Genomic DNA, 21,534 nt, shown 5'->3' with positions numbered 1-21,534 from the left:
TTTTACCGACGTTGAAGTTGGTCAAGTTTACCACCACTGGCGAAATGCACCTTCATGACATTTTCCCAGCTACCGCCAATCTCTTCCACCGGCAACAATTCGACTTCCGGGAACTGCTCGGAGAATTCGGCCTTCACCGTCTCGTTATGCACGCGGTTATAGAAACCGGCAATCAAGCGCTGGGCATCTTCGGAATACAGCCCTTCCAGATAGGCCTTGGCCAGCTCTTCGGTTCCATTGTGCTTGACGCTCTTGTCGATCCAGGTAACCGGGAACTCTGCCAGGAAGCTGATCTTCGGCACTACCACTTCATAATCTGCATTCTGCGCGGCAATGTTGTTCACTTCCGACTCGAAAGTCAGCAGCACATCCCCGATGCCGCGCTCAACGAAGGTCGTGGTCGCACCACGGCCACCGGTGTCGAATACGGCGACATTACCCAGCATGGTGCGCAAGAAGCCATCAATCGCTTCCTGATCATCACCGTAGGTCTTCTGTGCGTAGCCCAGAGCAGCGAGATAGGTGTAGCGGCCATTGCCAGAGGTCTTCGGGTTGGGTAGTACCGAGCTCACGTCATCACGAGCCAGGTCGTCCCAGTTCTTGATGTTCTTCGGGTTACCCTTGCGAACCAGGAAAGCCATGGTCGAATAATACGGCGAACTGGAATTGGGCAATCGATCGCGCCAATCTTCCGGAATCAGGTTGCCGCGCTCATGCAGGATGTCGACATCGGTCACCTGATTATAAGTAACCACATCCGCCCGCAGCCCTTGGATAATGGCTTGGGCCTGACGAGAGGAGCCTGCATGCGACTGTTTTACCTCAACAGTCTTGCCGGTCTCTTTCTGCCATTGCTCGGTGAACAGCTCGTTGTAGGCAGAGAACAATTCGCGAGCAATATCATAGGATGAGTTGAGCAACTCCTGATCCGCCGCCTGGGCGTGACCAACGGACAAACCGACGCTCAACATCAGCACACCACCGAGATGGCTGGCTCGCTTGAACAAAGAACGGTTGGTGGTCATACATCCTCCAGGCAGATTATTGCAATGGGTTAATCAGGCCGAAGAGCATAACGAAGCCACCTCTATATAACAATATATGCGTTATACCGTTTTGCTTATTACTCCAAACGATAAGTAATAAGCATCAAGATTTTGGACGGCACAAAGAGAAACACCCCGACCTGTTTCCAGATCGGGGTGTTTCGGTATAGCGCTTGACGATGACCTACTCTCACATGGGGAAACCCCACACTACCATCGGCGATGCATCGTTTCACTGCTGAGTTCGGAATGGGATCAGGTGGTTCCAATGCTCTATGGTCGTCAAGCAATTCGTTGCTGTGCGTTTGTCAGTCCACACGGCGTAAAGGGTGGGAAAAGTGATAGTTGTTTATCAGACAAGGTTAAGGACTTGCAATCTCCTGCAGTTCCAGACTGTCGTTCAATGCGTCAAGCCATAGGCCCAAATTGTTTGGGTGTTATATGGTCAAGCCACACGGGCAATTAGTACTGGTTAGCTCAACGCCTCACAGCGCTTACACACCCAGCCTATCAACGTCGTAGTCTTCGACGGCCCTTCAGGGGGATCAAGTCCCCGGTGAGATCTCATCTTGAGGCAAGTTTCCCGCTTAGATGCTTTCAGCGGTTATCTTTTCCGAACGTAGCTACCCGGCAATGCCACTGGCGTGACAACCGGAACACCAGAGGTTCGTCCACTCCGGTCCTCTCGTACTAGGAGCAGCCCCTCTCAAATCTCAAACGTCCACGGCAGATAGGGACCGAACTGTCTCACGACGTTCTAAACCCAGCTCGCGTACCACTTTAAATGGCGAACAGCCATACCCTTGGGACCGGCTTCAGCCCCAGGATGTGATGAGCCGACATCGAGGTGCCAAACACCGCCGTCGATATGAACTCTTGGGCGGTATCAGCCTGTTATCCCCGGAGTACCTTTTATCCGTTGAGCGATGGCCCTTCCATACAGAACCACCGGATCACTAAGACCTACTTTCGTACCTGCTCGACGTGTTGGTCTCGCAGTCAAGCGCGCTTTTGCCTTTATACTCTACGCACGATTTCCGACCGTGCTGAGCGCACCTTCGTACTCCTCCGTTACTCTTTAGGAGGAGACCGCCCCAGTCAAACTACCCACCATACACTGTCCTCGATCCGGATAACGGACCAGAGTTAGAACCTCAAAGTTGCCAGGGTGGTATTTCAAGGTTGGCTCCACGCGAACTGGCGTCCACGTTTCACAGCCTCCCACCTATCCTACACAAGCAAATTCAAAGTCCAGTGCAAAGCTATAGTAAAGGTTCACGGGGTCTTTCCGTCTAGCCGCGGATACACTGCATCTTCACAGCGATTTCAATTTCACTGAGTCTCGGGTGGAGACAGCGCCGCCATCATTACGCCATTCGTGCAGGTCGGAACTTACCCGACAAGGAATTTCGCTACCTTAGGACCGTTATAGTTACGGCCGCCGTTTACCGGGGCTTCGATCAAGAGCTTCGCCGAAGCTAACCCCATCAATTAACCTTCCGGCACCGGGCAGGCGTCACACCCTATACGTCCACTTTCGTGTTTGCAGAGTGCTATGTTTTTAATAAACAGTTGCAGCGGCCTGGTATCTTCGACCAGCCAGAGCTTACGGAGCAAGTCCTTCACCCTAGCCGGCGCACCTTCTCCCGAAGTTACGGTGCCATTTTGCCTAGTTCCTTCACCCGAGTTCTCTCAAGCGCCTTGGTATTCTCTACCTGACCACCTGTGTCGGTTTGGGGTACGATTTCTGGTTACCTGAAGCTTAGAGGCTTTTCCTGGAAGCATGGCATCAACCACTTCTCCTTCTAAAAAGAAGGATCGTCATCAGTTCTCGGCCTTGAGATCCCGGATTTACCTGAGATCTCAGCCTACCACCTTAAACACGGACAACCAACGCCGTGCTGGCCTAGCCTTCTCCGTCCCCCCATCGCAGTAACCAGAAGTACGGGAATATTAACCCGTTTCCCATCGACTACACCTTTCGGTCTCGCCTTAGGGGTCGACTCACCCTGCGTCGATTAACGTTGCGCAGGAACCCTTGGTCTTCCGGCGTGGGAGTTTTTCACTCCCATTGTCGTTACTCATGTCAGCATTCGCACTTCTGATACCTCCAGCCAACTTCTCAATTGACCTTCACAGGCTTACAGAACGCTCCTCTACCGCACATCCTAAGATGCACCCGTAGCTTCGGTGTATGGTTTGAGCCCCGTTACATCTTCCGCGCAGGCCGACTCGACTAGTGAGCTATTACGCTTTCTTTAAAGGATGGCTGCTTCTAAGCCAACCTCCTAGCTGTCTAAGCCTTCCCACATCGTTTCCCACTTAACCATAACTTTGGGACCTTAGCTGACGGTCTGGGTTGTTTCCCTTTTCACGACGGACGTTAGCACCCGCCGTGTGTCTCCCGTGCTCTGCACTCACTGGTATTCGGAGTTTGCATGGGGTTGGTAAGTCGGGATGACCCCCTAGCCCAAACAGTGCTCTACCCCCAGTGGTGATACACGAGGCGCTACCTAAATAGCTTTCGAGGAGAACCAGCTATCTCCGAGCTTGATTAGCCTTTCACTCCTATCCACAAGTCATCCGCTAACTTTTCAACGGTAGTCGGTTCGGTCCTCCAGTGCCTGTTACGGCACCTTCAACCTGCCCATGGATAGATCGCCCGGTTTCGGGTCTATACCCAGCAACTAAACGCCCTATTAAGACTCGGTTTCCCTACGCCTCCCCTAGACGGTTAAGCTCGCTACTGAATATAAGTCGCTGACCCATTATACAAAAGGTACGCAGTCACCGAACAAGTCGGCTCCCACTGCTTGTACGCATACGGTTTCAGGATCTATTTCACTCCCCTCACAGGGGTTCTTTTCGCCTTTCCCTCACGGTACTGGTTCACTATCGGTCAGTCAGGAGTATTTAGCCTTGGAGGATGGTCCCCCCATGTTCAGTCAACGTTTCACGTGCGCCGACCTACTCGATTTCACGGCAAAGAGTCTTTCGTGTACGGGGCTATCACCCACTATGGCCGCCTTTCCCACAGCGTTCCACTAGACTCAATACCGCTTAAGGGCTGCTCCCCGTTCGCTCGCCACTACTTGGGGAATCTCGGTTGATTTCTTTTCCTCCGGGTACTTAGATGTTTCAGTTCCCCGGGTTCGCCTCACACACCTATGTATTCAGTGTGTGATACCCAGCTTATGCTGGGTGGGTTTCCCCATTCAGATATCTCCGGATCAAAGGTCGTTTGCCACCTCCCCGAAGCTTTTCGCAGGCTACCACGTCTTTCATCGCCTCTGACTGCCAAGGCATCCACCGTATGCGCTTATTCACTTGACCATATAACCCCAAACAATCTGCTTGCGCTGATCGCTTGCTGCCATACGTCTTGACATGATTTCACGACAATCCGGAACTTGCACTTGAGATCACAAGTTACCTTAGCCATAACGTGTGCAGTGAAACACCCGTTATGTCTTGTCTACTTCTATCACTTTTCCACATTGTTAAAGAGCGACTGATCAAAGATCAGACATCAATCATCCCATCATAAACCTGCGGGATAATTCATGTATGAACTCTTATCGAGTACCGGCGATGTTGGTCAATCTTCCAAGCCTGCATGCTGACCTGGTGGAGCCAAGCGGGATCGAACCGCTGACCTCCTGCGTGCAAGGCAGGCGCTCTCCCAGCTGAGCTATGGCCCCGTTCAGACCTGACGAATCTGACACCTCGATAATTGGTGGGTCTGGGCAGATTCGAACTGCCGACCTCACCCTTATCAGGGGTGCGCTCTAACCAACTGAGCTACAGACCCAATTATCTCGGGCTGCCACCGTTGCTGCTTGGAGTACAGGCCCAATCGCCTTTCTTTCGGAATCAAGTAATTCGTGTGAGTGCTTGAAAAACAGAGGTGATCTTTCGATTAAGGAGGTGATCCAGCCGCAGGTTCCCCTACGGCTACCTTGTTACGACTTCACCCCAGTCATGAATCACACCGTGGTAACCGTCCTCCCGAAGGTTAGACTAGCTACTTCTGGTGCAACCCACTCCCATGGTGTGACGGGCGGTGTGTACAAGGCCCGGGAACGTATTCACCGTGGCATTCTGATCCACGATTACTAGCGATTCCGACTTCATGGAGTCGAGTTGCAGACTCCAATCCGGACTACGAGAGACTTTATGGGATTAGCTCCACCTCGCGGCTTGGCAACCCTTTGTATCCCCCATTGTAGCACGTGTGTAGCCCTGGCCGTAAGGGCCATGATGACTTGACGTCATCCCCACCTTCCTCCGGTTTGTCACCGGCAGTCTCCTTAGAGTGCCCACCATAACGTGCTGGTAACTAAGGACAAGGGTTGCGCTCGTTACGGGACTTAACCCAACATCTCACGACACGAGCTGACGACAGCCATGCAGCACCTGTGTCTGAGTTCCCGAAGGCACCAATCCATCTCTGGAAAGTTCTCAGCATGTCAAGGCCAGGTAAGGTTCTTCGCGTTGCTTCGAATTAAACCACATGCTCCACCGCTTGTGCGGGCCCCCGTCAATTCATTTGAGTTTTAATCTTGCGACCGTACTCCCCAGGCGGTCAACTTAGTGCGTTAGCTGCGCCACTAAGAACTCAAGGTTCCCAACGGCTAGTTGACATCGTTTACGGCGTGGACTACCAGGGTATCTAATCCTGTTTGCTCCCCACGCTTTCGCACCTCAGTGTCAGTATCAGTCCAGGTAGTCGCCTTCGCCACTGGTGTTCCTTCCTATATCTACGCATTTCACCGCTACACAGGAAATTCCACTACCCTCTACCGTACTCTAGTTCAGCAGTTATGAAAGCAGTTCCCAGGTTGAGCCCGGGGATTTCACACCCATCTTACTGAACCACCTACGCGCGCTTTACGCCCAGTAATTCCGATTAACGCTTGCACCCTCTGTATTACCGCGGCTGCTGGCACAGAGTTAGCCGGTGCTTATTCTGTCGGTAACGTCAAAGTTGCAGCGTATTAAGCTACAACCCTTCCTCCCAACTTAAAGTGCTTTACAATCCTAAGACCTTCTTCACACACGCGGTATGGCTGGATCAGGCTTTCGCCCATTGTCCAATATTCCCCACTGCTGCCTCCCGTAGGAGTCTGGACCGTGTCTCAGTTCCAGTGTGACTGATCATCCTCTCAGACCAGTTACGGATCGCGGCCTTGGTGAGCCATTACCTCACCAACAAGCTAATCCGACCTGGGCTCATCTGATAGCGCAAGGTCCGAAGATCCCCTGCTTTCTCCCGTAGGACGTATGCGGTATTAGCGTTCGTTTCCGAACGTTATCCCCCACTACCAGGCAGATTCCCAGGCATTACTCACCCGTCCGCCGCTAAATCAGGGAGCAAGCTCCCGTCATCCGCTCGACTTGCATGTGTTAGGCCTACCGCCAGCGTTCAATCTGAGCCATGATCAAACTCTTCAGTTAAAATACTGATTGGGTTTTGAGAAAACCCTAAACTTGGCTCAGCCGTACAAAAAATTCTATAAACTCGATGAATTCACAGAGTAACTTGCTTAGGCTGATAATCTTGCGATCATCTCTCCATTGAGCAAGCACCCACACGAATTACTTGATTCCAATTTGTTAAAGAGCGATTCGGTCTGCGTTTCCGCTTAACCAAGGCCGCGCATTCTACGCTAACCTTCTGATCTGTCAAGCGTTTTTTGTGAGGCTTTTCAGCGCTGCACCGCTTGGCACATCGGCCTGGAACGCTGCTGCTGTTCCGGACCAGGGAGGCGCATTCTACAGGAGTAAAACCCCTTGTCAACGCCTTCCTGAAATTCCTTTCTCACCCTGAAGAAGCGACCAAACCGGCCTCTTCAGTGAGCGGCGCATTCTACGCCGTTTCGCTTGCCTGTCAACCCCCAAGTTATCGCTAACTTATTGATTGGCCTGGGCTTTTTTCAAAGCACCGCGGCTTGCGAGGGGCGAATTATAGACCCCTCAGCTTTTCCGTCAAGGGGTTTTTACGGTAATTCTGGCAAACTTCTTCTTGCCCGCCTGGCAGACGTACACCGATCCGGTCTTGAACATGAATCCCCGACCGACCACCTCGCCATCCACCTTCACTGAACCGGCACTCAGAAGATCCCGCGCCGCTGCCGCATTCTTTGCCATCCCCGCACGATTGAGTGCAGCCGATACCGGTAGATCAGACTCCGCCTCCAGCACTACTTCCGGCAAATCCTCGGGCAGCTCACCCTCCTTCAGCCTGTTACCCGCTGAACGATGAGCGCTGGCCGCCGCCTCCTCACCATGGAAACGCGCAACCAACTCTTCCGCCAACTTTATCTTGATATCCCGTGGATTGGCACCGGCCTCGACATTTGCACGCAAGCCACTGATCTCTTCCATGCTGCGGAAGCTGAGCAATTCAAAGTAACGCCACATCAACGAATCCGGCATAGACACTATCTTGTTGTACATCACGCCCGGCTGATCATTGATGCCGACATAGTTGCCGAGCGATTTGGACATTTTCATCTCACCATCCAGCCCAACCAGTAGCGGCATGGTCAATGTTATCTGCGGCTCCTGCCCATACTGACGCTGCAGCTCTCGCCCCATCAGCAGGTTGAATTTCTGGTCGGTGCCACCCAGCTCGATATCAGCCCGCATCGCGACCGAGTCATAGCCCTGTATCAATGGATAGAGGAATTCATGAATCGCAATTGCCTGATTACCCTTATAGCGCTTGTCGAAATCATCCCGCTCAAGCATTCGCGCCACGGTGTACTTACCCGCCAGCTGGATCATGTCGGCAGCGGAAAAGGCATCCATCCACTCCGAATTGAAAATCACCTGGGTGCGCTCCCTATCCAGAATCTTGAACACCTGCTCCTTATAGGTCTCGGCGTTCGCCAATACCTGTTCGCGAGTCAGCGGCGGACGGGTACTGTTCTTGCCACTCGGATCGCCAATCATGCCGGTGAAGTCACCAATGAGAAACAACACCTCGTGCCCCAGGTCCTGGAACTGACGCAGCTTATTGATGAGAACGGTGTGACCAAGATGCAGATCCGGCGCCGTCGGGTCGAAACCGGCCTTGACGCGTAGCGGTGTACCGCGCTCAAGCTTGGCCAGCAGCTCGGCTTCCACCAGTATTTCGTCCGCCCCGCGCTTGATCAGCGCCAACTGCTCGTCAACCGGTTTCATGCGTGATTCCTGTCTGTGAAGATTGATAGAGGTCAAAGAAGAAAGGCGGCAAACGATACAACATTGACGATCAAGATTAAACTTGCAACGCCTGATGCCGACATAACTCGCGTAGCACAAACTGAAAAATGGCGCCGGTAACCTGACAGGCGGACGCGCAAAAGCTTGCCTTGAGGCACTTTCAGTTATATTTTAGCAAGTTAGTCAACATTTCACAGAATCAACTACAAGAGCGCTTATGGGCCATCACAAGTCAAAGTCACCGCGCTACCCTAAAAGCCATCTTATGGCCGCCAGTGGTATCGCCGCCGCGCTGAGCATTTTTCTGCTCGTCATCCCCACCACCGAAGTCGAAGCCAAGAAGACTCTGGTCCAGCTCGAACTGCAGGATATGCAGCTGGACAACTCGAAATCCGCTCTCTCTGAAGAGTTGGATGCACTGATCAGTGAAACAGTCACAATCAGCTCTCCGCTGGAAATGACCAGCACCTCCGAGTCGCTGAATACCGCCGCGTCTCCGGAGATCGTTCAAACCGGCCTCGCGCTACCCCTCGTGTCGGAAGAAGCAGCAGAAGCTGCTGCCTCGCCCGCCCCTGAATGGTCAAGCGTAACGGTCACCACTGGCGATACCCTGTCGATCCTGTTTCAGAATGCCGGCCTGTCGGCCAATACGCTGCATTCGGTCATCAGCAGCAGCAAGGAAGCCAGAGCGTTCACTCGCCTTCGCGCTGGCCAGGAACTCGAATTCAAACTGGACGACAACGGCGAGCTGCTCGGCATGCGCTCCAAGCTGAACAGCCTCGAGACTATCCAGATTGATCGCGATGGTGACGACTATGCGTTCAGCAAAGACGTTATCGAGCCCGAGATCAGCACCCGCTTCGCCAATGGCACTATCAACAGCTCGCTGTTTGTCGCCGCTCAGAATGCCGGGCTGTCGCACAACCTGACCATGCAGATGGCAAATATTTTTGGCTATGACGTGGATTTCGCCCGCGAAATTCGCCAGGGCGACAGTTTCGAAGTGTTATTCGAGGACAAACATGTCGGCGATCAGCGCGTCGGCAGCGGCAATATTCTTGCTGCCCGTTTCACCAACCGCGGCCGCACCTTCACCGCAGTGCGTTATACCGACAGCAGCGGCAACAGCAGCTACTATCGTGCTGACGGTACCAGCATGCGCAAGGCTTTCATTCGCACCCCGGTTGAATTCGCCCGCATCAGTTCACGCTTCAACCCCAACCGCCGCCACCCTGTATTGAACAAGATCCGCGCGCACAATGGTGTGGATTATGCTGCCGCCACCGGCACCCCGATCAAGGCAACCGGCGACGGCCGCGTGGTTCATGCGGGACGCAAGGGTGGATACGGTAATACCGTGGTCATCAAGCATGGCCAGACCTACCAGACCCTATATGCACATATGAGCCGCTACGCCAAAGGGATCAAGTCCGGCAGCAACGTCGCCCAAGGCCAGATCATCGGCTATGTCGGCATGACAGGACTGGCCACAGGACCACATCTGCATTATGAATTCCGCGTCAGTGGCCGGCACGTGGACCCACTCAGCGTCAAGCTTCCGGCGTCCGACCCCATCGCAAACAACGAACGCACCAAGTTCATGGCGCTGAGCGATCAGATGATGGCCAGTCTCGACCAGCAGGGTGGCACACAGCTGGCCCAGCTGGACGAGTAAGTGGAACAGCTGTATGTCGGTATCATGTCAGGCACCAGCCTGGATGGTATCGACATCGCCCTGACCTCCTTTTCCCCATCAGCACAGCGCGCCACCCTGATGGGCGCGCTGTGCATGCCTTTCCCCACTGCCCTGCGTAATGACCTGCTTTCGCTCTGCCAACCGGGCGCGGACGAAATTCACCGTGCCGGCATTGCAGGCCAGCAGTGGGCTACGCTGGCGGCGCAGGGGGTGAACCGGCTATTGCAGCAGCAAGGCATTGCCAATAGCCAGATATCGGCTATCGGCAGCCATGGCCAAACCATTCGCCATCATCCCGAATCCAGTTTCAGCGTTCAGATTGGCGCGCCAGCGCTGCTGGCAGAGCTGTGTGGTATCGATGTGATTTGTGATTTTCGCAACCGCGATCTGGCGGCCGGCGGCGAAGGCGCACCTCTGGTACCGGCTTTTCACGCCTGGCTGCTGACCTCTGCGCAACATACCCGGGCGCTGGTGAATATTGGCGGCTTTGCCAACATGACGTTGCTTGGCGAAGGGCGCGTCAGTGGCTTCGACAGCGGCCCCGGGAATGTGCTGCTGGATTACTGGGCGCAGCGACACATGGGCCAGCTGTTCGACGCTGACGGTGCATGGGCACGGAGCGGCCAGGTAGTGCCGAGATTATTGGAAAACATGCTGCAGGACCCGTACTTCAGTCGCGGCGCGCCGAAAAGCACGGGGCGGGAGTATTTTCATCCAGCCTGGCTGGAACAGCGGCTCAGCAGGCGGCAGGACAAACCGGTCGATGTACAGGCAACCCTGCTGGAACTGACTGCCCGGACCATTGTCGATGCACTGGCAAGCTGCCAACCACCAGCGGAAGAGGTTTATATCTGTGGAGGCGGGGTACGCAACGGCTGGCTCATGGAGCGTCTGCAACAACTGCTGGCTCCCAGGTCCATCCATAGCACAGCGGTTCTGGACGTGGACCCGGACTGGATGGAGGCGATCGCCTTTGCCTGGCTGGCGTGGCGCTGCACATCACGCCAGAGTGGTAATCTGCCGGCGGTTACCGGCGCCCGCGGCGAGCGCATTCTGGGGGCGATATATCCCGCCTGAATAGCGCCCGGCGGACGTCAGATGGAGAATGACGAACCGCAACCGCAGGTCGTGGTGGCGTTGGGGTTGTTGATGACGAACCGAGAACCCTCCAGCCCTTCCAGGTAATCCACTTCCGAGCCGGCCAGATACTGGAAACTCATCGGGTCAATCACCAACCTGACGCCGCCGCGTTCAACCACGGTATCGTCTTCGGCCAATTCGTCATCAAAGGTGAAACCGTACTGGAAGCCGGAACAACCGCCCCCGGTCACGAATACACGCAAACTCAGGCGTTCGTTACCCTCTTCCTCGATCAGCGCGCGAACCTTGCCCACGGCACTATCGGAAAACTGCATCGCAGCAGGGGTAAAAACTTCAGCACTAGACATACAACCTCCGGCGGCAAGTGCCGCAGCACAACAAGCCGGCTATTATCCATTTATCCGACTCTTTTGGTCAACTACTCTTCAGCTGCGGGGGCATCAACTCATTGCCAGCATCCGCGCTCTGCCCTTCACCGAGGTAGTGCAGCTGCCCGTTGATCTGCGCACCCGAAACCATTTCCATGAAGCGATAATACAGATCACCGTCGACACGAGCTTCGGCATCCAGCTGCAGATGTTCGAAAGCGTGCACATCACCGACTATCACGCCATTCACCAGCACGCTCGGTGCCTTGATGATTCCTTCCACATAGCCTTCCTGCCCGACAGCTATCGCGCCCTCGTCCGCATCAATATTACCGATGACCCGCCCTTCGACTTTTACCGCTCCGCTGAAACGCAGATTACCACGCAGTTCTGTATCCCCGGCGATGAAGGTGGTCTTGCCAGCGGGTTGATTGATACCCGCTCTCTTGCGCTTATTCAAATTCAACATCAGGATCTGACTCCCGTTTCGGTCCATTCCATTGTCTGTTCAAGCAGCAGCTTGCCATCCTGTTCGGCACGCAGATGCACGCTTTCCGGCACAAAGCCCACCGGTAGCATCAGCTCGGCATCGTTACCATTTGCCGGCACCACCTGAAAATACCGAAAATTCAGCTCTAATGCGCTGATTCTGCCGCCAGTGAGCTCGGACAAGCTTACCCGGGTGTCTTTGCCTTCGAGCTTACCCTGCACCGACACGGTCAAACTCGCCTGAACGGTATCACTTTCATTGCCGACGCGACTTACCATCACCTTGTACCGGAAAACGCCGGGCACATCAGTGGCCTGCAATTCGAAGGCCTGAAAGCGTACGCCCGGGTTCATCGCGTTGGGCGCCAAGGCACCCTGATACTGGGCCAGATCCTGCTGCAGACGGAACAACTGCTGCTCAAGATCATCAATGGTCTGCTGCCCATCACTGGCGGACTGACGTGCCACCAGCAGATCCACTTCGAGCTGCTGGTGACGTAGACGAGTCTCCTCCAGCTCGGTCTGGATACCGCTACGCTCCTGTTGCAGGCGCTGATAATCCTGCATTTGCGAGGAATTCATCGCCGCCGTCCAGCCCAACCAGCCGCAGAGCGGCAAGCCGGCGAACAGCACCCATACCAGCAGCTTGCGTCGGCGCGACACCGGCGCAACTGGCAACAGGCTTAAACTGCGCTCGTCGGCGGGCCCGCTGGTCTGCTCGCTATCCATCAAGGCATGAGCGCCGGATGAGCCAGCCCCATGGACTCATCCAGCCCCAGAGCGATATTCATATTCTGGATGGCCTGCCCCGAGGCGCCTTTAACCAAGTTGTCGATCACCGATAACACCACAACCAGATCGCCCCCCTGGGGCCGATGCACGGCCAGGCGGCAGACGTTGGCGCCGCGCACGCTGCGGGTTTCCGGATGGCTGCCAGCCGGCATCACATCAACGAAGGGCTCGTTGGCATAGCGCTCGGTAAACAGCTGCTGCAGATCGACACTGTGATCCGGCACATGCGCGTACAGGGTGGAGTGGATACCGCGGATCATCGGCGTAAGGTGCGGCACGAAGGTCAGACCGACATCGCTGCCCGCCGCACGCCGCAGCCCCTGGGTAATCTCCGGGAGATGACGGTGCCCCGCCACGCCATAGGCCTTCATGCTTTCGGTGGTTTCACCGAACAGCGACGAGACCTTAGCTCCTCGCCCGGCACCGCTGACTCCGGATTTACAGTCGGCAATAAGGTTATCGGTACGCGCCAGACCGGCCTCCAGCAGAGGAATCAGACCCAACTGCACCGATGTGGGATAACAGCCGGGCACTGCAATCAGCCGTGCATCACGAATAGCCTCGCGGTTGACCTCCGGCAGACCGTAGACCGCCTCGCCGAGCAATTCGGGCGCGCCATGAGGCTGGCCGTACCATTCGGCCCAGACATCGGCATCACGCAGGCGGAAATCCGCGGACAGGTCAATGACACGGGTGCCCGTCGCCAGCAGTTCGGCTGCCAGAGCATGTGCAACGCCGTGGGGTGTGGCGAAGAACACCACATCGCATTTGCCGAGGGTGGCGGTGTCCGGCACGCTGAAGGCCAACTCATCATAGTGGCCCCGAAGGTTGGGATACATGTCCGCCACGCGCACGCCTTCTTCCGATCGGGACGTGATGATCTCGACATGCGCCTCCGGGTGCACTGCCAGCAAACGCAGCAATTCGACACCGGTATAACCGGTTCCCCCTACAATGCCTATCTTGATCATTTTACGCCTCGAATCGATTAACATGGCTGACAAGCCCCCTATGATAAAAGCGCTGAGGGAAATTACCAGTAAACCCTGACGACAACCAACGCGTATGGGGTTTCGCGTCATCCATTTCAGGAGTCAAACGTGTATCTGTGGATCAAAGCCTTTCACATCATGGCCGTCGTCACCTGGTTCGCCGGCCTGTTCTACCTGCCGCGGCTGTTCGTCTACCACGCCATGAGCGAGGACCAGATCAGCCGTGACCGCTTCAAAATCATGGAGCGCAAGCTGTATCGCGGCATCATGACCCCTTCGATGCTGGTCGCCGCCGGACTGGGTATCTGGATGCTGGTCCTGACTCCCGGCTGGCTCGCGCAGGGCTGGCTGCACGCCAAACTGACCCTGGTCGCGCTGCTGATCGGCTATCACTTTCTCTGCGGTGCGCAACTCAAACGCTTCGCCGCCGACAGTAACACCCGCTCCCACGTGTTCTACCGCTGGTTCAACGAGGCACCGGTGATCGCGCTGGTCGGTGCCGTGCTGCTTGCGGTGCTGAAACCCTTCTGATCAATCGGCCATTACCGCACGCCCCTGGGCCCAGTCACGAAGGGCTTGAATACGTTCAGCCATAACCACTGACAAAGGCGAGGTCTGACTCAGCGCATCGAGCAGGTGTGCGCTCTCGACCTCTTCCCGACGGGCGGCAGCGCAGTACACCGCCGAGACCACGGCCTGCTCGATTTCGGCGCCAGCGAAACCCTCACTGGCATCGGCCAGCGCGGGCAGGTCGAAACGCTCGACGGCCAGTTCGCGATTGCCCAGGTGGATACGAAAGATATCCTCGCGCACCCGCGCATCTGGCAGGTCGACAAAGAACAGCTCATCAAGGCGCCCCTTGCGAATCAGCTCCGGTGGCAGCTGCATGACATTGTTTGCCGTGGCCACCAGAAACACCCGGCTCTTGCGCTCGGCCATCCAGGTCAGCAAGGTGCCCAGCACACGTCGCGAAACGCCCTGATCGGCGCCGTCCTCACCGAGACCTTTCTCGATCTCGTCGACCCATAACACACAGGGTTCCATGGCATCGGCCATGGCCAGCGCCTCTCGCAGATTCTTCTCGGTTTCACCGATGTACTTGTTGTATAAGGCGCCGAAATCCAGCCGCAGCAACGGCAGTCCCCACAGCCCAGCTACAGCGCGCGCTGCCAGGCTCTTGCCGGAACCCTGCACACCCGCCAGCAATACACCTTTGGGGGTGTCACCGTTCACTCGTGGTTCATGGAAGGCGGCCTGGCGGTCAGCCAACCAGCACTTGAACTGCGTCAGCCCACCCACATCGGCAAAACGGGCTGTATCCTGCTCGAAACTCAGCGTGCCTTGCATATCCAGCAGGCTGAACTTGGCACGGTTCAGCACCGGCAGATCTTCCTGTGTAATGGCGCCGTCGTCGACAATCAACTTGCGCGCCAGCAGTCTCGCTTCCTCATGCGTTACACCGCGCAGGTTGCGCACTACCTGCTGCAGAGTGCGGTTGTCGGTGCGCACGCGCTGGCCCTGGTTGCGCTCGGTCCACCGGGCCGCTTCCTCACGGATGATGGCTGCAAGCTGCTCGTCCGAAGGCATGCTCAGGCTGAGGCGCGCAGTCAGCCGCTGCAGTTCCGGCGGCAATGAAAGCTCATGACTGATCAGCAACAGCGTCGGCGCGTTATCGGATGGGTCCATGGCGATCATCTTGAGCAGGCGAATCAAGCGTGGAGACTGCATGAACGGATGGAGGTCGCAGAAGACATACAACGCCGGCTGACGATGCCGTCGGATGTGGTCCAGAGCCACTTCCGGATCGACAAGGTCATCCGCCTCTTCCAGCGCGCTGCCGAAACCCAGGCGCTGCAACCCGTCAATCTGATCCCAGGTATACCAGGTCTGCTGCCGCTTGATCGCAAGCGCCCCTATGGCTTCAAGCACGCGCCGCTCTTCCCAGGATTCGATAACCACCAAGCGGACCCGGGATTCCAGCACCAGCCCTAGATCTTGGATGTCATTTTTCACTGCGTATCCCTCGCTGTTACATTCTGCCGATGGTCGGTTAAACTGGCGGCACTCTCACAAATAACCAGGAGCATGCCGTGGACTGTTTGTTCTGCATGATTGCCGAAGGCAAGATCCCATCAAAGAAGATCTTCGAAGACGACCGTGTGCTGGCCTTCCACGATATCAACCCTCAGGCTCCGGTGCATTTTCTGGTGATTCCGAAAAAGCATATCGCCACTCTGAATGACATGACAGAGGAAGATTGCGAGCTGGTTGGCCATATGACCTATACCGCCCAGCGGCTGGCCCTGGAACTGGGCTGCGATGGCGGCTTCCGTACCGTATTCAATTGCAAGGAAATGGGCAGCCAGACGGTGTACCACATTCACCTGCATGTACTCGGGCAGCGGCAGATGGGCTGGCCACCGGGTTGATCTGCAACAATGGCCGCCGCTGACGCTACCGCTATACTGCAAGTACGTTTCAGGAGACATGACATGAGTACACGCCAATACAGTCTGCTTGACCGGCTGCTGAGCCAGTCCGATCAGGCCATGCGCACCCTGGTGCCCGGTGCTGCCCAACCCGGCCGTCCCTCCCCGGCGCAGCATCTGCGTACCGATGCCGTCGCCGGGCAGCAGCGCCAACACACTGCCGGCCTGATGCGCATCAACCATACCGGCGAGGTATGCGCCCAGGCGTTGTATCAGGGGCAGGCGTTGACAGCCAGATTGCCCGAGGTACGCGGCAAGATGGAACAGGCCGCCGCCGAGGAAGTAGATCACCTGGCCTGGTGCGAGCAACGTCTGCGCGAATTGGACAGCCGTACCAGCGTACTCAATCCACTGTTCTACGGCTTATCCTTCGGTATCGGCGCCGCCGCAGGCAAGATCAGCGATCGTATCAGTCTGGGTTTTGTTGCCGCTACGGAGCAGCTGGTGGAACGGCATCTGGATGATCACCTTCGTCAACTGCCAGAGGATGATCTCAAGTCCCGCGCGATTCTTGAGCAGATGCGCCTGGACGAGATCGAACATGGTAGCCAGGCACTTCAGGCCGGCGGCGTGGACTTTCCGCGACCGGTTAAAGGTGTCATGAAACTGATGTCTAGAGTCATGACTGCAGCAACCTATCGGATCTGAGCCCAGGGTCTGTTGACCCTGGCGCCAGTCACAGCCGAGCCGCATTCAGTCGACGTCGATAATCTCGTAGTCGTGGGTAATTTCCACACCACCGCGACCAAGCATGATAGAGGCGGAGCAGTACTTCTCTGCCGACAGCTCTACCGCACGTTTGACCTGAGTTTCTTTCAGTTGCCTGCCCTTGACTACAAAATGCACGTGGATGCGGGTAAACACCTTTGGCTCACTGTCAGCGCGTACCGCTTCCAGCTTGGCCTCCACGTTGTGAATATTCTGCCGCCCTTTCCTGAGAATGCTGACCACGTCGTAACTGGCGCAACCACCCAGACCGATGAGCAGGGTCTCCATGGGGCGCACGCCCATGTTGCGCCCACCCGCCTCTTCCGGCCCATCCATCACCACGGTGTGACCGCTGCCCGATTCGCCCAGAAACATGGCACCGTCCACCCACTTGATATGCGCTTTCATTTCTTTCTCCCGCTGCAATAAGTTATCCGCTGGCGGCGGAGAATAGCACAGCGCCGGTGCGACAGCTGGAGCTGGTCATTCGCCGCAAAACTGGACATAATCCGATTTGGTCTCGCATTGAGGCTGCAAGGATGCCCATGTATGCATGGTCTGCTCAATCATATCTGCCAGGATGACAACAATGATTGCTAATTCGCCGACACTCATAACAACAAACATCGATGCGTTTCTGGGACATTGTGAGCATCATCTCTTCCCGCCCCGCAGCACCATCATTCATGCCGGAGATGTATCCAACAGCCTGTTCTATATCGTCAAGGGCTCGGTCACCATCACCCTCCAGGAAGCCCCTGGCCGCGACGTCATTCTCGCCTACCTCAATCAGGGCGATTTTTTCGGCGAGATGGGTTTGTTCGACGAAGGCTTCGCCGAACAGGACCGCAGCGCCTGGGTCAAGGCGCGAACCGAATGTGAAGTGGCTGAACTGCCCTATGCCGAGTTCCGCGCCATTACCGCCCGCGATCCTGAACTGCTCTATGCAGTGGGCCGGCAAATGGCCGACCGCCTGCGCCGCACTACCCGCAAGGTAGGCAACCTGACATTTCTCGACGTCACCGGTCGGGTCGCCGCCACCTTGCTGGATCTGTGCAAACAGCCCGACGCCATGACTCACCCTGACGGCATGCAGGTCAGAATCACCCGCCAGGAAATCGGCCGTATCGTCGGTTGCTCACGGGAGATGGTCGGTCGCGTACTCAAGACGCTGGAAGACCAGGGCCTGATTCACGCCAAGGGCAAGACCATGGTGGTCTACGGTACCCGCTGAGGCTCTGCAGCCACCCGTTAGCTTGATGTACAATCGCCGGATAATTTCCTATCCGGCGAGGCGACTATGGGTCTGAACAACGAGTGGATGCAGCGGGACATTTCGGTACTCTGGCATCCCTGCACCCAGATGAAAGACCACGAACACATGCCGATCATCCCAATTCAGCGGGGTGAAGGTGTGTGGCTGCATGACTTCGAGGGCAACCGTTATCTGGATGCGGTCAGCTCCTGGTGGGTCAATGCCTTCGGCCACGCCAACCCCTACATCAACCAGCGGATCAAGCAGCAACTCGACACCCTCGAGCATGTCATTCTGAGCGGTTTTTCCCATCCGCCGGTCATCGAACTCTCCGAGCGCCTGGTCGCCATCACCCCGGAACCATTGACCCGCTGTTTCTATGCCGACAACGGTTCCTCCTGCATCGAAGTGGCGCTGAAGATGAGCTTCCATTACTGGCTCAATATCGGTAAACCGGAGAAGAAACGCTTCATCACCCTGTCCAACAGCTATCACGGCGAGACCCTGGCAACCCTGGCGGTAGGTGATGTGCCGCTGTACAAGGAAACCTACGAGCCCCTGCTGATGGAGGTCATTACCGTCCCATCGCCCGATTGCTACGATCGCGAACCGGGCTCCACCTGGGAAGAGCACAGCCGACTCATGTTCGAGCACATGGAGCGCGCCCTGGCGGAGAACCATGAGCAAGTCGCCGCGGTCATCGTCGAACCGCTGATCCAGTGTGCGGGCGGCATGCGCATGTATCACCCGGTATATCTAAAGCTGCTGCGTGAAGCCTGTGACCGTTATGGCGTGCATCTGATTCATGATGAAATCGCCGTAGGCTTCGGACGTACCGGCAGCATGTTTGCCTGTGAACAGGCCGATATCAGTCCGGACTTCCTGTGTCTGTCCAAGGCGCTGACCGGTGGCTATCTGCCGATGTCGGTCTGTCTGACCACCGACAGGATCTATGAAGCCTTCTACGACGATTACAGCTCCCTGCGCGCCTTCCTGCACTCGCACAGTTACACCGGCAACCCGCTGGCCTGCGCCGCGGCATTGGCGACTCTGGATCTGTTCGAGCAGGACAATGTGATCGAAAACAACAAGACTCTGGCCGCGCATATGGCCAAGGCCACGGCGCATTTCACCGATCATCCCAATGTCGCCGAGGTTCGCCAGACCGGCATGGTGCTGGCTATCGAAATGGTGCAGGACAAGGCCAGCCGCACGCCCTACCCCTGGCAGGAGCGCCGCGGTATCCGTGTTTATGAATACGGCCTCAAGCACGAAGCCCTGCTGCGCCCACTGGGCAACGTGGTGTATTTCATGCCGCCCTATGTCATCACCCCCGACCAGATCGACCATCTCGCCAGCGTCGCCTGGGAAGGTATCGAACTGGCTACAAGGAACTGAGCCGTGCGTGTCTCCCGCTTCTATCTGGATGCGCCCCTGAGCCAGGGCGAACAGCTGCTGGACGGTGATCTGGCGCACTATATAAGTCGCGTGCTGCGCCTGAGCGCAGGCGCAGCGGTGCAGATCTTCAATGGCAGCGGCCAGGAATGGCCCGGCGAGGTGCTGGAAGCTGGCAAGCGCGAGGTACGCATTGAACTAGGCGCACCGATGGCCGGGCTGACCGAGTCGCCGCTGCGTGTGCATCTGGGGCAGGCCATGTCTCGCGGTGAGCGCATGGACTGGGCCATTCAGAAAGCCGTAGAGCTGGGCGTAGCGCAGATCACGCCATTGATGACCGAACGCTGCGAGGTGCGCCTGCAAGGTGAGCGTGCAGAAAAACGGCTGAACCACTGGCAGCAAATCGCGATCAGCGCCTGCGAACAGTGTGGACGCAGCGTGGTACCGATCATCAACCCGCCCATTGCGCTGGCCGACTGGCTCAGCTCGCTCAAGGTCGATCTGAAACTGGTGCTGCATCATCGCACTACCCAGCGCCTGTCCAGCATGACACCGCCACAAACGCTGGGTCTGCTCATCGGCCCTGAAGGCGGACTCAGCGCCGCCGAAATAGAGCAGACAGAAGGCGCCGGTTTCCAGGCTGCACGCTTCGGCCCGCGTGTGCTGCGTACTGAAACCGCACCCGTAGTAGCGCTGAGCATTGCGCAACAGTTGTGGGGCGATTTCTGAGGCTGGTCGAGCTGCAATTGACCACACCCACCGGCTTGGGTAATGTTCAGCGGTTTTCCGATCCATCATTCAATCGAGGTAGCGACCCATGGCCCGAAAAAAAACCGCAGTCGATTTCGAGCAATCGCTGGGCGCTCTGCAAACCCTGGTTGAACGCCTGGAAAGCGGCGATCTCAGCCTGGAAGATTCTCTCAGCGCCTTCGAGCAGGGCGTGACCCTGACCCGCGAATGCCAGCAGGCCCTGACCCAGGCCGAACAGAAGGTCTCGCAGCTGCTGGAGCAGGATGGCCAACTGGTGACCGCGCCCTTTGCGGATGACGCGCAATGAGCGATTTCGGCGACTATCTCAAGGCCTGCCAGAAACGCATCGACACCCATCTCGATCAGCAGTTCTGCAACAGCCACCCTGGGCTGGAGCGCCTCTACGCCGCCATACGCTACAGCGTCACCGGCGGCGGCAAGCGCGTCCGCCCGCTCCTCGCCTACGCCAGCTGCGAAGCGCTGGGCGGGACCGACAAGCCGGTGGATGTGGTTGCGGGCGCCGTCGAACTGATTCACGCCTATTCGCTGATTCATGACGACCTGCCCGCTATGGATGACGACAACCTGCGGCGCGGACGTCCAACCTGCCATCGCGCCTTCGACGAAGCCACCGCCATTCTGGCCGGTGACGCGCTTCAGGCATTGGCCTTTGAATGGATCAGCTGCGAAGGCAGCTGGCAGGCCGAGACCCGGCTACGCATGACCACTCTGCTGGCCCGCGCCGCCGGTCCGCAGGGGATGGTAGGTGGCCAGGCCATCGACCTCGCCTCGGTAGGCGCGCAATTGGACCAGAACGCGCTGGAAGACATGCATCAACATAAAACCGGCGCACTGATTCACGCCAGCGTGCGGCTCGGCGCTCTAGCGACCGAGCGTGCCGATGATGATCAGCTGGCGGCACTGGAAGAGTATGCTCGCTGCATCGGCCTGGCATTCCAGGTGCAGGATGACATCATCGATATCGAAAGCGATACCAGCGTGTCGGGCAAGCAACAGGGCGCCGATCACGCGCGGGGCAAACCCACCTACCCCGCCATGCTCGGACTCGACGGCGCGCATGCGCTGGCGCGCTCGCTGTGTGATCAGGCGATCAGCACGCTTGAGCCGTTCGGCAGTCCCGCCGAGCGCCTGCGCCAAGTCGCCCGCTACATTGTGGAACGCCGGTTCTGAGCACCAGTTCCGTCGGACAGCGCAGTCGAGGTTGGGCTATCCATCCCTCATCG

At 56.9% G+C, this 21,534-nt stretch carries 18 protein-coding genes, 2 tRNA genes and 3 rRNA genes; 10 read left to right on the top strand and 13 right to left on the bottom strand.

Features of this window, described 5'->3' with window-relative positions; translation table 11 throughout:
* Positions 1–2: 2 nt before the first annotated feature.
* From cysP to tyrS, 7 genes are all read right to left on the bottom strand, one after another.
* Positions 3–971: a thiosulfate ABC transporter substrate-binding protein CysP gene (gene cysP / locus BLU11_RS18840; protein ID WP_090276688.1), complete on the bottom strand. Its 969-nt coding sequence runs from the start codon at positions 969–971 to the stop codon at positions 3–5.
* A 246-nt stretch (positions 972–1,217) separates the two neighbouring features.
* Positions 1,218–1,333 (bottom strand): 5S ribosomal RNA (gene rrf, locus BLU11_RS18835).
* A 154-nt stretch (positions 1,334–1,487) separates the two neighbouring features.
* Positions 1,488–4,379, bottom strand: a 23S ribosomal RNA gene (locus BLU11_RS18830).
* Between the two features lie 292 nt (positions 4,380–4,671).
* Positions 4,672–4,747: transfer RNA gene (locus tag BLU11_RS18825), tRNA-Ala, on the bottom strand.
* A 33-nt stretch (positions 4,748–4,780) separates the two neighbouring features.
* Positions 4,781–4,857: transfer RNA gene (locus tag BLU11_RS18820), tRNA-Ile, on the bottom strand.
* A gap of 109 nt (positions 4,858–4,966) precedes the next feature.
* A 16S ribosomal RNA gene (locus BLU11_RS18815) occupies positions 4,967–6,503 on the bottom strand.
* The 16S, 23S and 5S rRNA genes sit together here with 2 tRNA genes alongside, the layout of an rRNA operon.
* Positions 6,504–7,034: 531 nt before the next feature.
* Positions 7,035–8,234 carry a tyrosine--tRNA ligase gene (gene tyrS / locus BLU11_RS18810; RefSeq protein ID WP_090276004.1) on the bottom strand — a complete coding sequence of 400 codons (1,200 nt, stop codon included), beginning with the start codon at positions 8,232–8,234 and terminating at the stop codon, positions 7,035–7,037.
* A gap of 238 nt (positions 8,235–8,472) precedes the next feature.
* On the opposite strand from tyrS, the gene BLU11_RS18805 reads away from it, so the two are divergent.
* Both BLU11_RS18805 and BLU11_RS18800 read left to right on the top strand, forming a co-directional pair.
* Positions 8,473–9,930 (top strand): peptidoglycan DD-metalloendopeptidase family protein, encoded by a 1,458-nt coding sequence (locus tag BLU11_RS18805; protein ID WP_090276002.1) that lies wholly within the window; start codon positions 8,473–8,475, stop codon positions 9,928–9,930.
* The gene (locus tag BLU11_RS18800; RefSeq protein WP_269433222.1) at positions 9,931–11,028 is read left to right on the top strand and encodes an anhydro-N-acetylmuramic acid kinase; all 1,098 of its coding nucleotides are present in this window, start codon (positions 9,931–9,933) and stop codon (positions 11,026–11,028) included.
* A 17-nt stretch (positions 11,029–11,045) separates the two neighbouring features.
* On the opposite strand, the gene erpA is transcribed toward BLU11_RS18800, so the two are convergent.
* The 4 genes from erpA to argC all read right to left on the bottom strand — a co-directional run bounded on the left by erpA (position 11,046) and on the right by argC (position 13,672).
* The gene (gene erpA / locus BLU11_RS18795) at positions 11,046–11,399 is read right to left on the bottom strand and encodes an iron-sulfur cluster insertion protein ErpA (RefSeq protein WP_090276000.1); all 354 of its coding nucleotides are present in this window, start codon (positions 11,397–11,399) and stop codon (positions 11,046–11,048) included.
* Positions 11,400–11,466: 67 nt separating this feature from the next.
* Positions 11,467–11,889 (bottom strand): bactofilin family protein, encoded by a 423-nt coding sequence (locus tag BLU11_RS18790; protein WP_157718714.1) that lies wholly within the window; start codon positions 11,887–11,889, stop codon positions 11,467–11,469.
* A complete protein-coding gene (locus tag BLU11_RS18785) occupies positions 11,889–12,638 on the bottom strand; it encodes a DUF6776 family protein (protein ID WP_090275996.1) in 750 nt (249 codons plus the stop codon). Before BLU11_RS18785 ends, BLU11_RS18790 begins: the two co-directional genes overlap by 1 nt.
* Positions 12,638–13,672, bottom strand: coding sequence for an N-acetyl-gamma-glutamyl-phosphate reductase (gene argC / locus BLU11_RS18780; RefSeq protein ID WP_090275994.1), 1,035 nt, complete (start codon positions 13,670–13,672; stop codon positions 12,638–12,640). Before argC ends, BLU11_RS18785 begins: the two co-directional genes overlap by 1 nt.
* A gap of 129 nt (positions 13,673–13,801) precedes the next feature.
* On the opposite strand from argC, the gene hemJ reads away from it, so the two are divergent.
* Positions 13,802–14,224: a protoporphyrinogen oxidase HemJ gene (gene hemJ, locus BLU11_RS18775; protein WP_090275992.1), complete on the top strand. Its 423-nt coding sequence runs from the start codon at positions 13,802–13,804 to the stop codon at positions 14,222–14,224.
* Here hemJ and BLU11_RS18770 read toward each other — a convergent pair whose 3' ends face one another.
* Positions 14,225–15,706 carry an AAA family ATPase gene (locus BLU11_RS18770; RefSeq protein WP_090275990.1) on the bottom strand — a complete coding sequence of 494 codons (1,482 nt, stop codon included), beginning with the start codon at positions 15,704–15,706 and terminating at the stop codon, positions 14,225–14,227. It lies immediately after the preceding gene.
* A gap of 77 nt (positions 15,707–15,783) precedes the next feature.
* On the opposite strand from BLU11_RS18770, the gene BLU11_RS18765 reads away from it, so the two are divergent.
* Positions 15,784–16,122 (top strand): histidine triad nucleotide-binding protein, encoded by a 339-nt coding sequence (locus BLU11_RS18765; RefSeq protein ID WP_407920219.1) that lies wholly within the window; start codon positions 15,784–15,786, stop codon positions 16,120–16,122.
* A gap of 63 nt (positions 16,123–16,185) precedes the next feature.
* Positions 16,186–16,830 (top strand): 2-polyprenyl-3-methyl-6-methoxy-1,4-benzoquinone monooxygenase, encoded by a 645-nt coding sequence (coq7, locus tag BLU11_RS18760; protein WP_090275988.1) that lies wholly within the window; start codon positions 16,186–16,188, stop codon positions 16,828–16,830.
* 45 nt (positions 16,831–16,875) lie between these two features.
* Here coq7 and BLU11_RS18755 read toward each other — a convergent pair whose 3' ends face one another.
* Positions 16,876–17,298, bottom strand: coding sequence for an OsmC family protein (locus BLU11_RS18755; RefSeq protein ID WP_090275986.1), 423 nt, complete (start codon positions 17,296–17,298; stop codon positions 16,876–16,878).
* A 181-nt stretch (positions 17,299–17,479) separates the two neighbouring features.
* Between BLU11_RS18755 and crp the strand changes: the two genes are divergently transcribed.
* From crp to BLU11_RS18730, 5 genes are all read left to right on the top strand, one after another.
* Complete coding sequence (crp, locus tag BLU11_RS18750) at positions 17,480–18,124, top strand: cAMP-activated global transcriptional regulator CRP (protein ID WP_090275984.1); 645 nt, start codon at positions 17,480–17,482, stop codon at positions 18,122–18,124.
* Between the two features lie 66 nt (positions 18,125–18,190).
* Positions 18,191–19,543 (top strand): adenosylmethionine--8-amino-7-oxononanoate transaminase, encoded by a 1,353-nt coding sequence (locus BLU11_RS18745; protein ID WP_090275982.1) that lies wholly within the window; start codon positions 18,191–18,193, stop codon positions 19,541–19,543.
* Between the two features lie 3 nt (positions 19,544–19,546).
* Positions 19,547–20,269 carry a 16S rRNA (uracil(1498)-N(3))-methyltransferase gene (locus BLU11_RS18740; protein WP_090275980.1) on the top strand — a complete coding sequence of 241 codons (723 nt, stop codon included), beginning with the start codon at positions 19,547–19,549 and terminating at the stop codon, positions 20,267–20,269.
* An 88-nt stretch (positions 20,270–20,357) separates the two neighbouring features.
* Complete coding sequence (locus BLU11_RS18735) at positions 20,358–20,597, top strand: exodeoxyribonuclease VII small subunit (RefSeq protein WP_090275978.1); 240 nt, start codon at positions 20,358–20,360, stop codon at positions 20,595–20,597.
* Positions 20,594–21,481, top strand: a complete 888-nt coding sequence (locus BLU11_RS18730; RefSeq protein WP_090275976.1) for a polyprenyl synthetase family protein — start codon at positions 20,594–20,596, stop codon at positions 21,479–21,481. Before BLU11_RS18735 ends, BLU11_RS18730 begins: the two co-directional genes overlap by 4 nt.
* Positions 21,482–21,534: the final 53 nt, after the last annotated feature.

The sequence above is a fragment of the Halopseudomonas litoralis genome, from assembly GCF_900105005.1.
Taxonomy (GTDB): Bacteria; Pseudomonadota; Gammaproteobacteria; order Pseudomonadales; family Pseudomonadaceae; genus Halopseudomonas; species Halopseudomonas litoralis.
This window is presented reverse-complemented; position numbering and strand designations above follow the sequence as displayed.

What these genes read in the sequence shown, in the direction of transcription:
- cysP (WP_090276688.1), bottom strand. Translation starts at nt 971, where the DNA reads ATGTTGAGCGTCGGTTTGTCCGTTGGTCACGCCCAGGCGGCGGATCAG.
- tyrS (WP_090276004.1), bottom strand. Translation starts at nt 8,234, where the DNA reads ATGAAACCGGTTGACGAGCAGTTGGCGCTGATCAAGCGCGGGGCGGAC.
- BLU11_RS18805 (WP_090276002.1), top strand. Translation starts at nt 8,473, where the DNA reads ATGGGCCATCACAAGTCAAAGTCACCGCGCTACCCTAAAAGCCATCTT.
- erpA (WP_090276000.1), bottom strand. Translation starts at nt 11,399, where the DNA reads ATGTCTAGTGCTGAAGTTTTTACCCCTGCTGCGATGCAGTTTTCCGAT.
- BLU11_RS18790 (WP_157718714.1), bottom strand. Translation starts at nt 11,889, where the DNA reads ATGTTGAATTTGAATAAGCGCAAGAGAGCGGGTATCAATCAACCCGCT.
- BLU11_RS18785 (WP_090275996.1), bottom strand. Translation starts at nt 12,638, where the DNA reads ATGGATAGCGAGCAGACCAGCGGGCCCGCCGACGAGCGCAGTTTAAGC.
- argC (WP_090275994.1), bottom strand. Translation starts at nt 13,672, where the DNA reads ATGATCAAGATAGGCATTGTAGGGGGAACCGGTTATACCGGTGTCGAA.
- coq7 (WP_090275988.1), top strand. Translation starts at nt 16,186, where the DNA reads ATGAGTACACGCCAATACAGTCTGCTTGACCGGCTGCTGAGCCAGTCC.
- BLU11_RS18755 (WP_090275986.1), bottom strand. Translation starts at nt 17,298, where the DNA reads ATGAAAGCGCATATCAAGTGGGTGGACGGTGCCATGTTTCTGGGCGAA.
- crp (WP_090275984.1), top strand. Translation starts at nt 17,480, where the DNA reads ATGATTGCTAATTCGCCGACACTCATAACAACAAACATCGATGCGTTT.
- BLU11_RS18745 (WP_090275982.1), top strand. Translation starts at nt 18,191, where the DNA reads ATGGGTCTGAACAACGAGTGGATGCAGCGGGACATTTCGGTACTCTGG.
- BLU11_RS18735 (WP_090275978.1), top strand. Translation starts at nt 20,358, where the DNA reads ATGGCCCGAAAAAAAACCGCAGTCGATTTCGAGCAATCGCTGGGCGCT.
- BLU11_RS18730 (WP_090275976.1), top strand. Translation starts at nt 20,594, where the DNA reads ATGAGCGATTTCGGCGACTATCTCAAGGCCTGCCAGAAACGCATCGAC.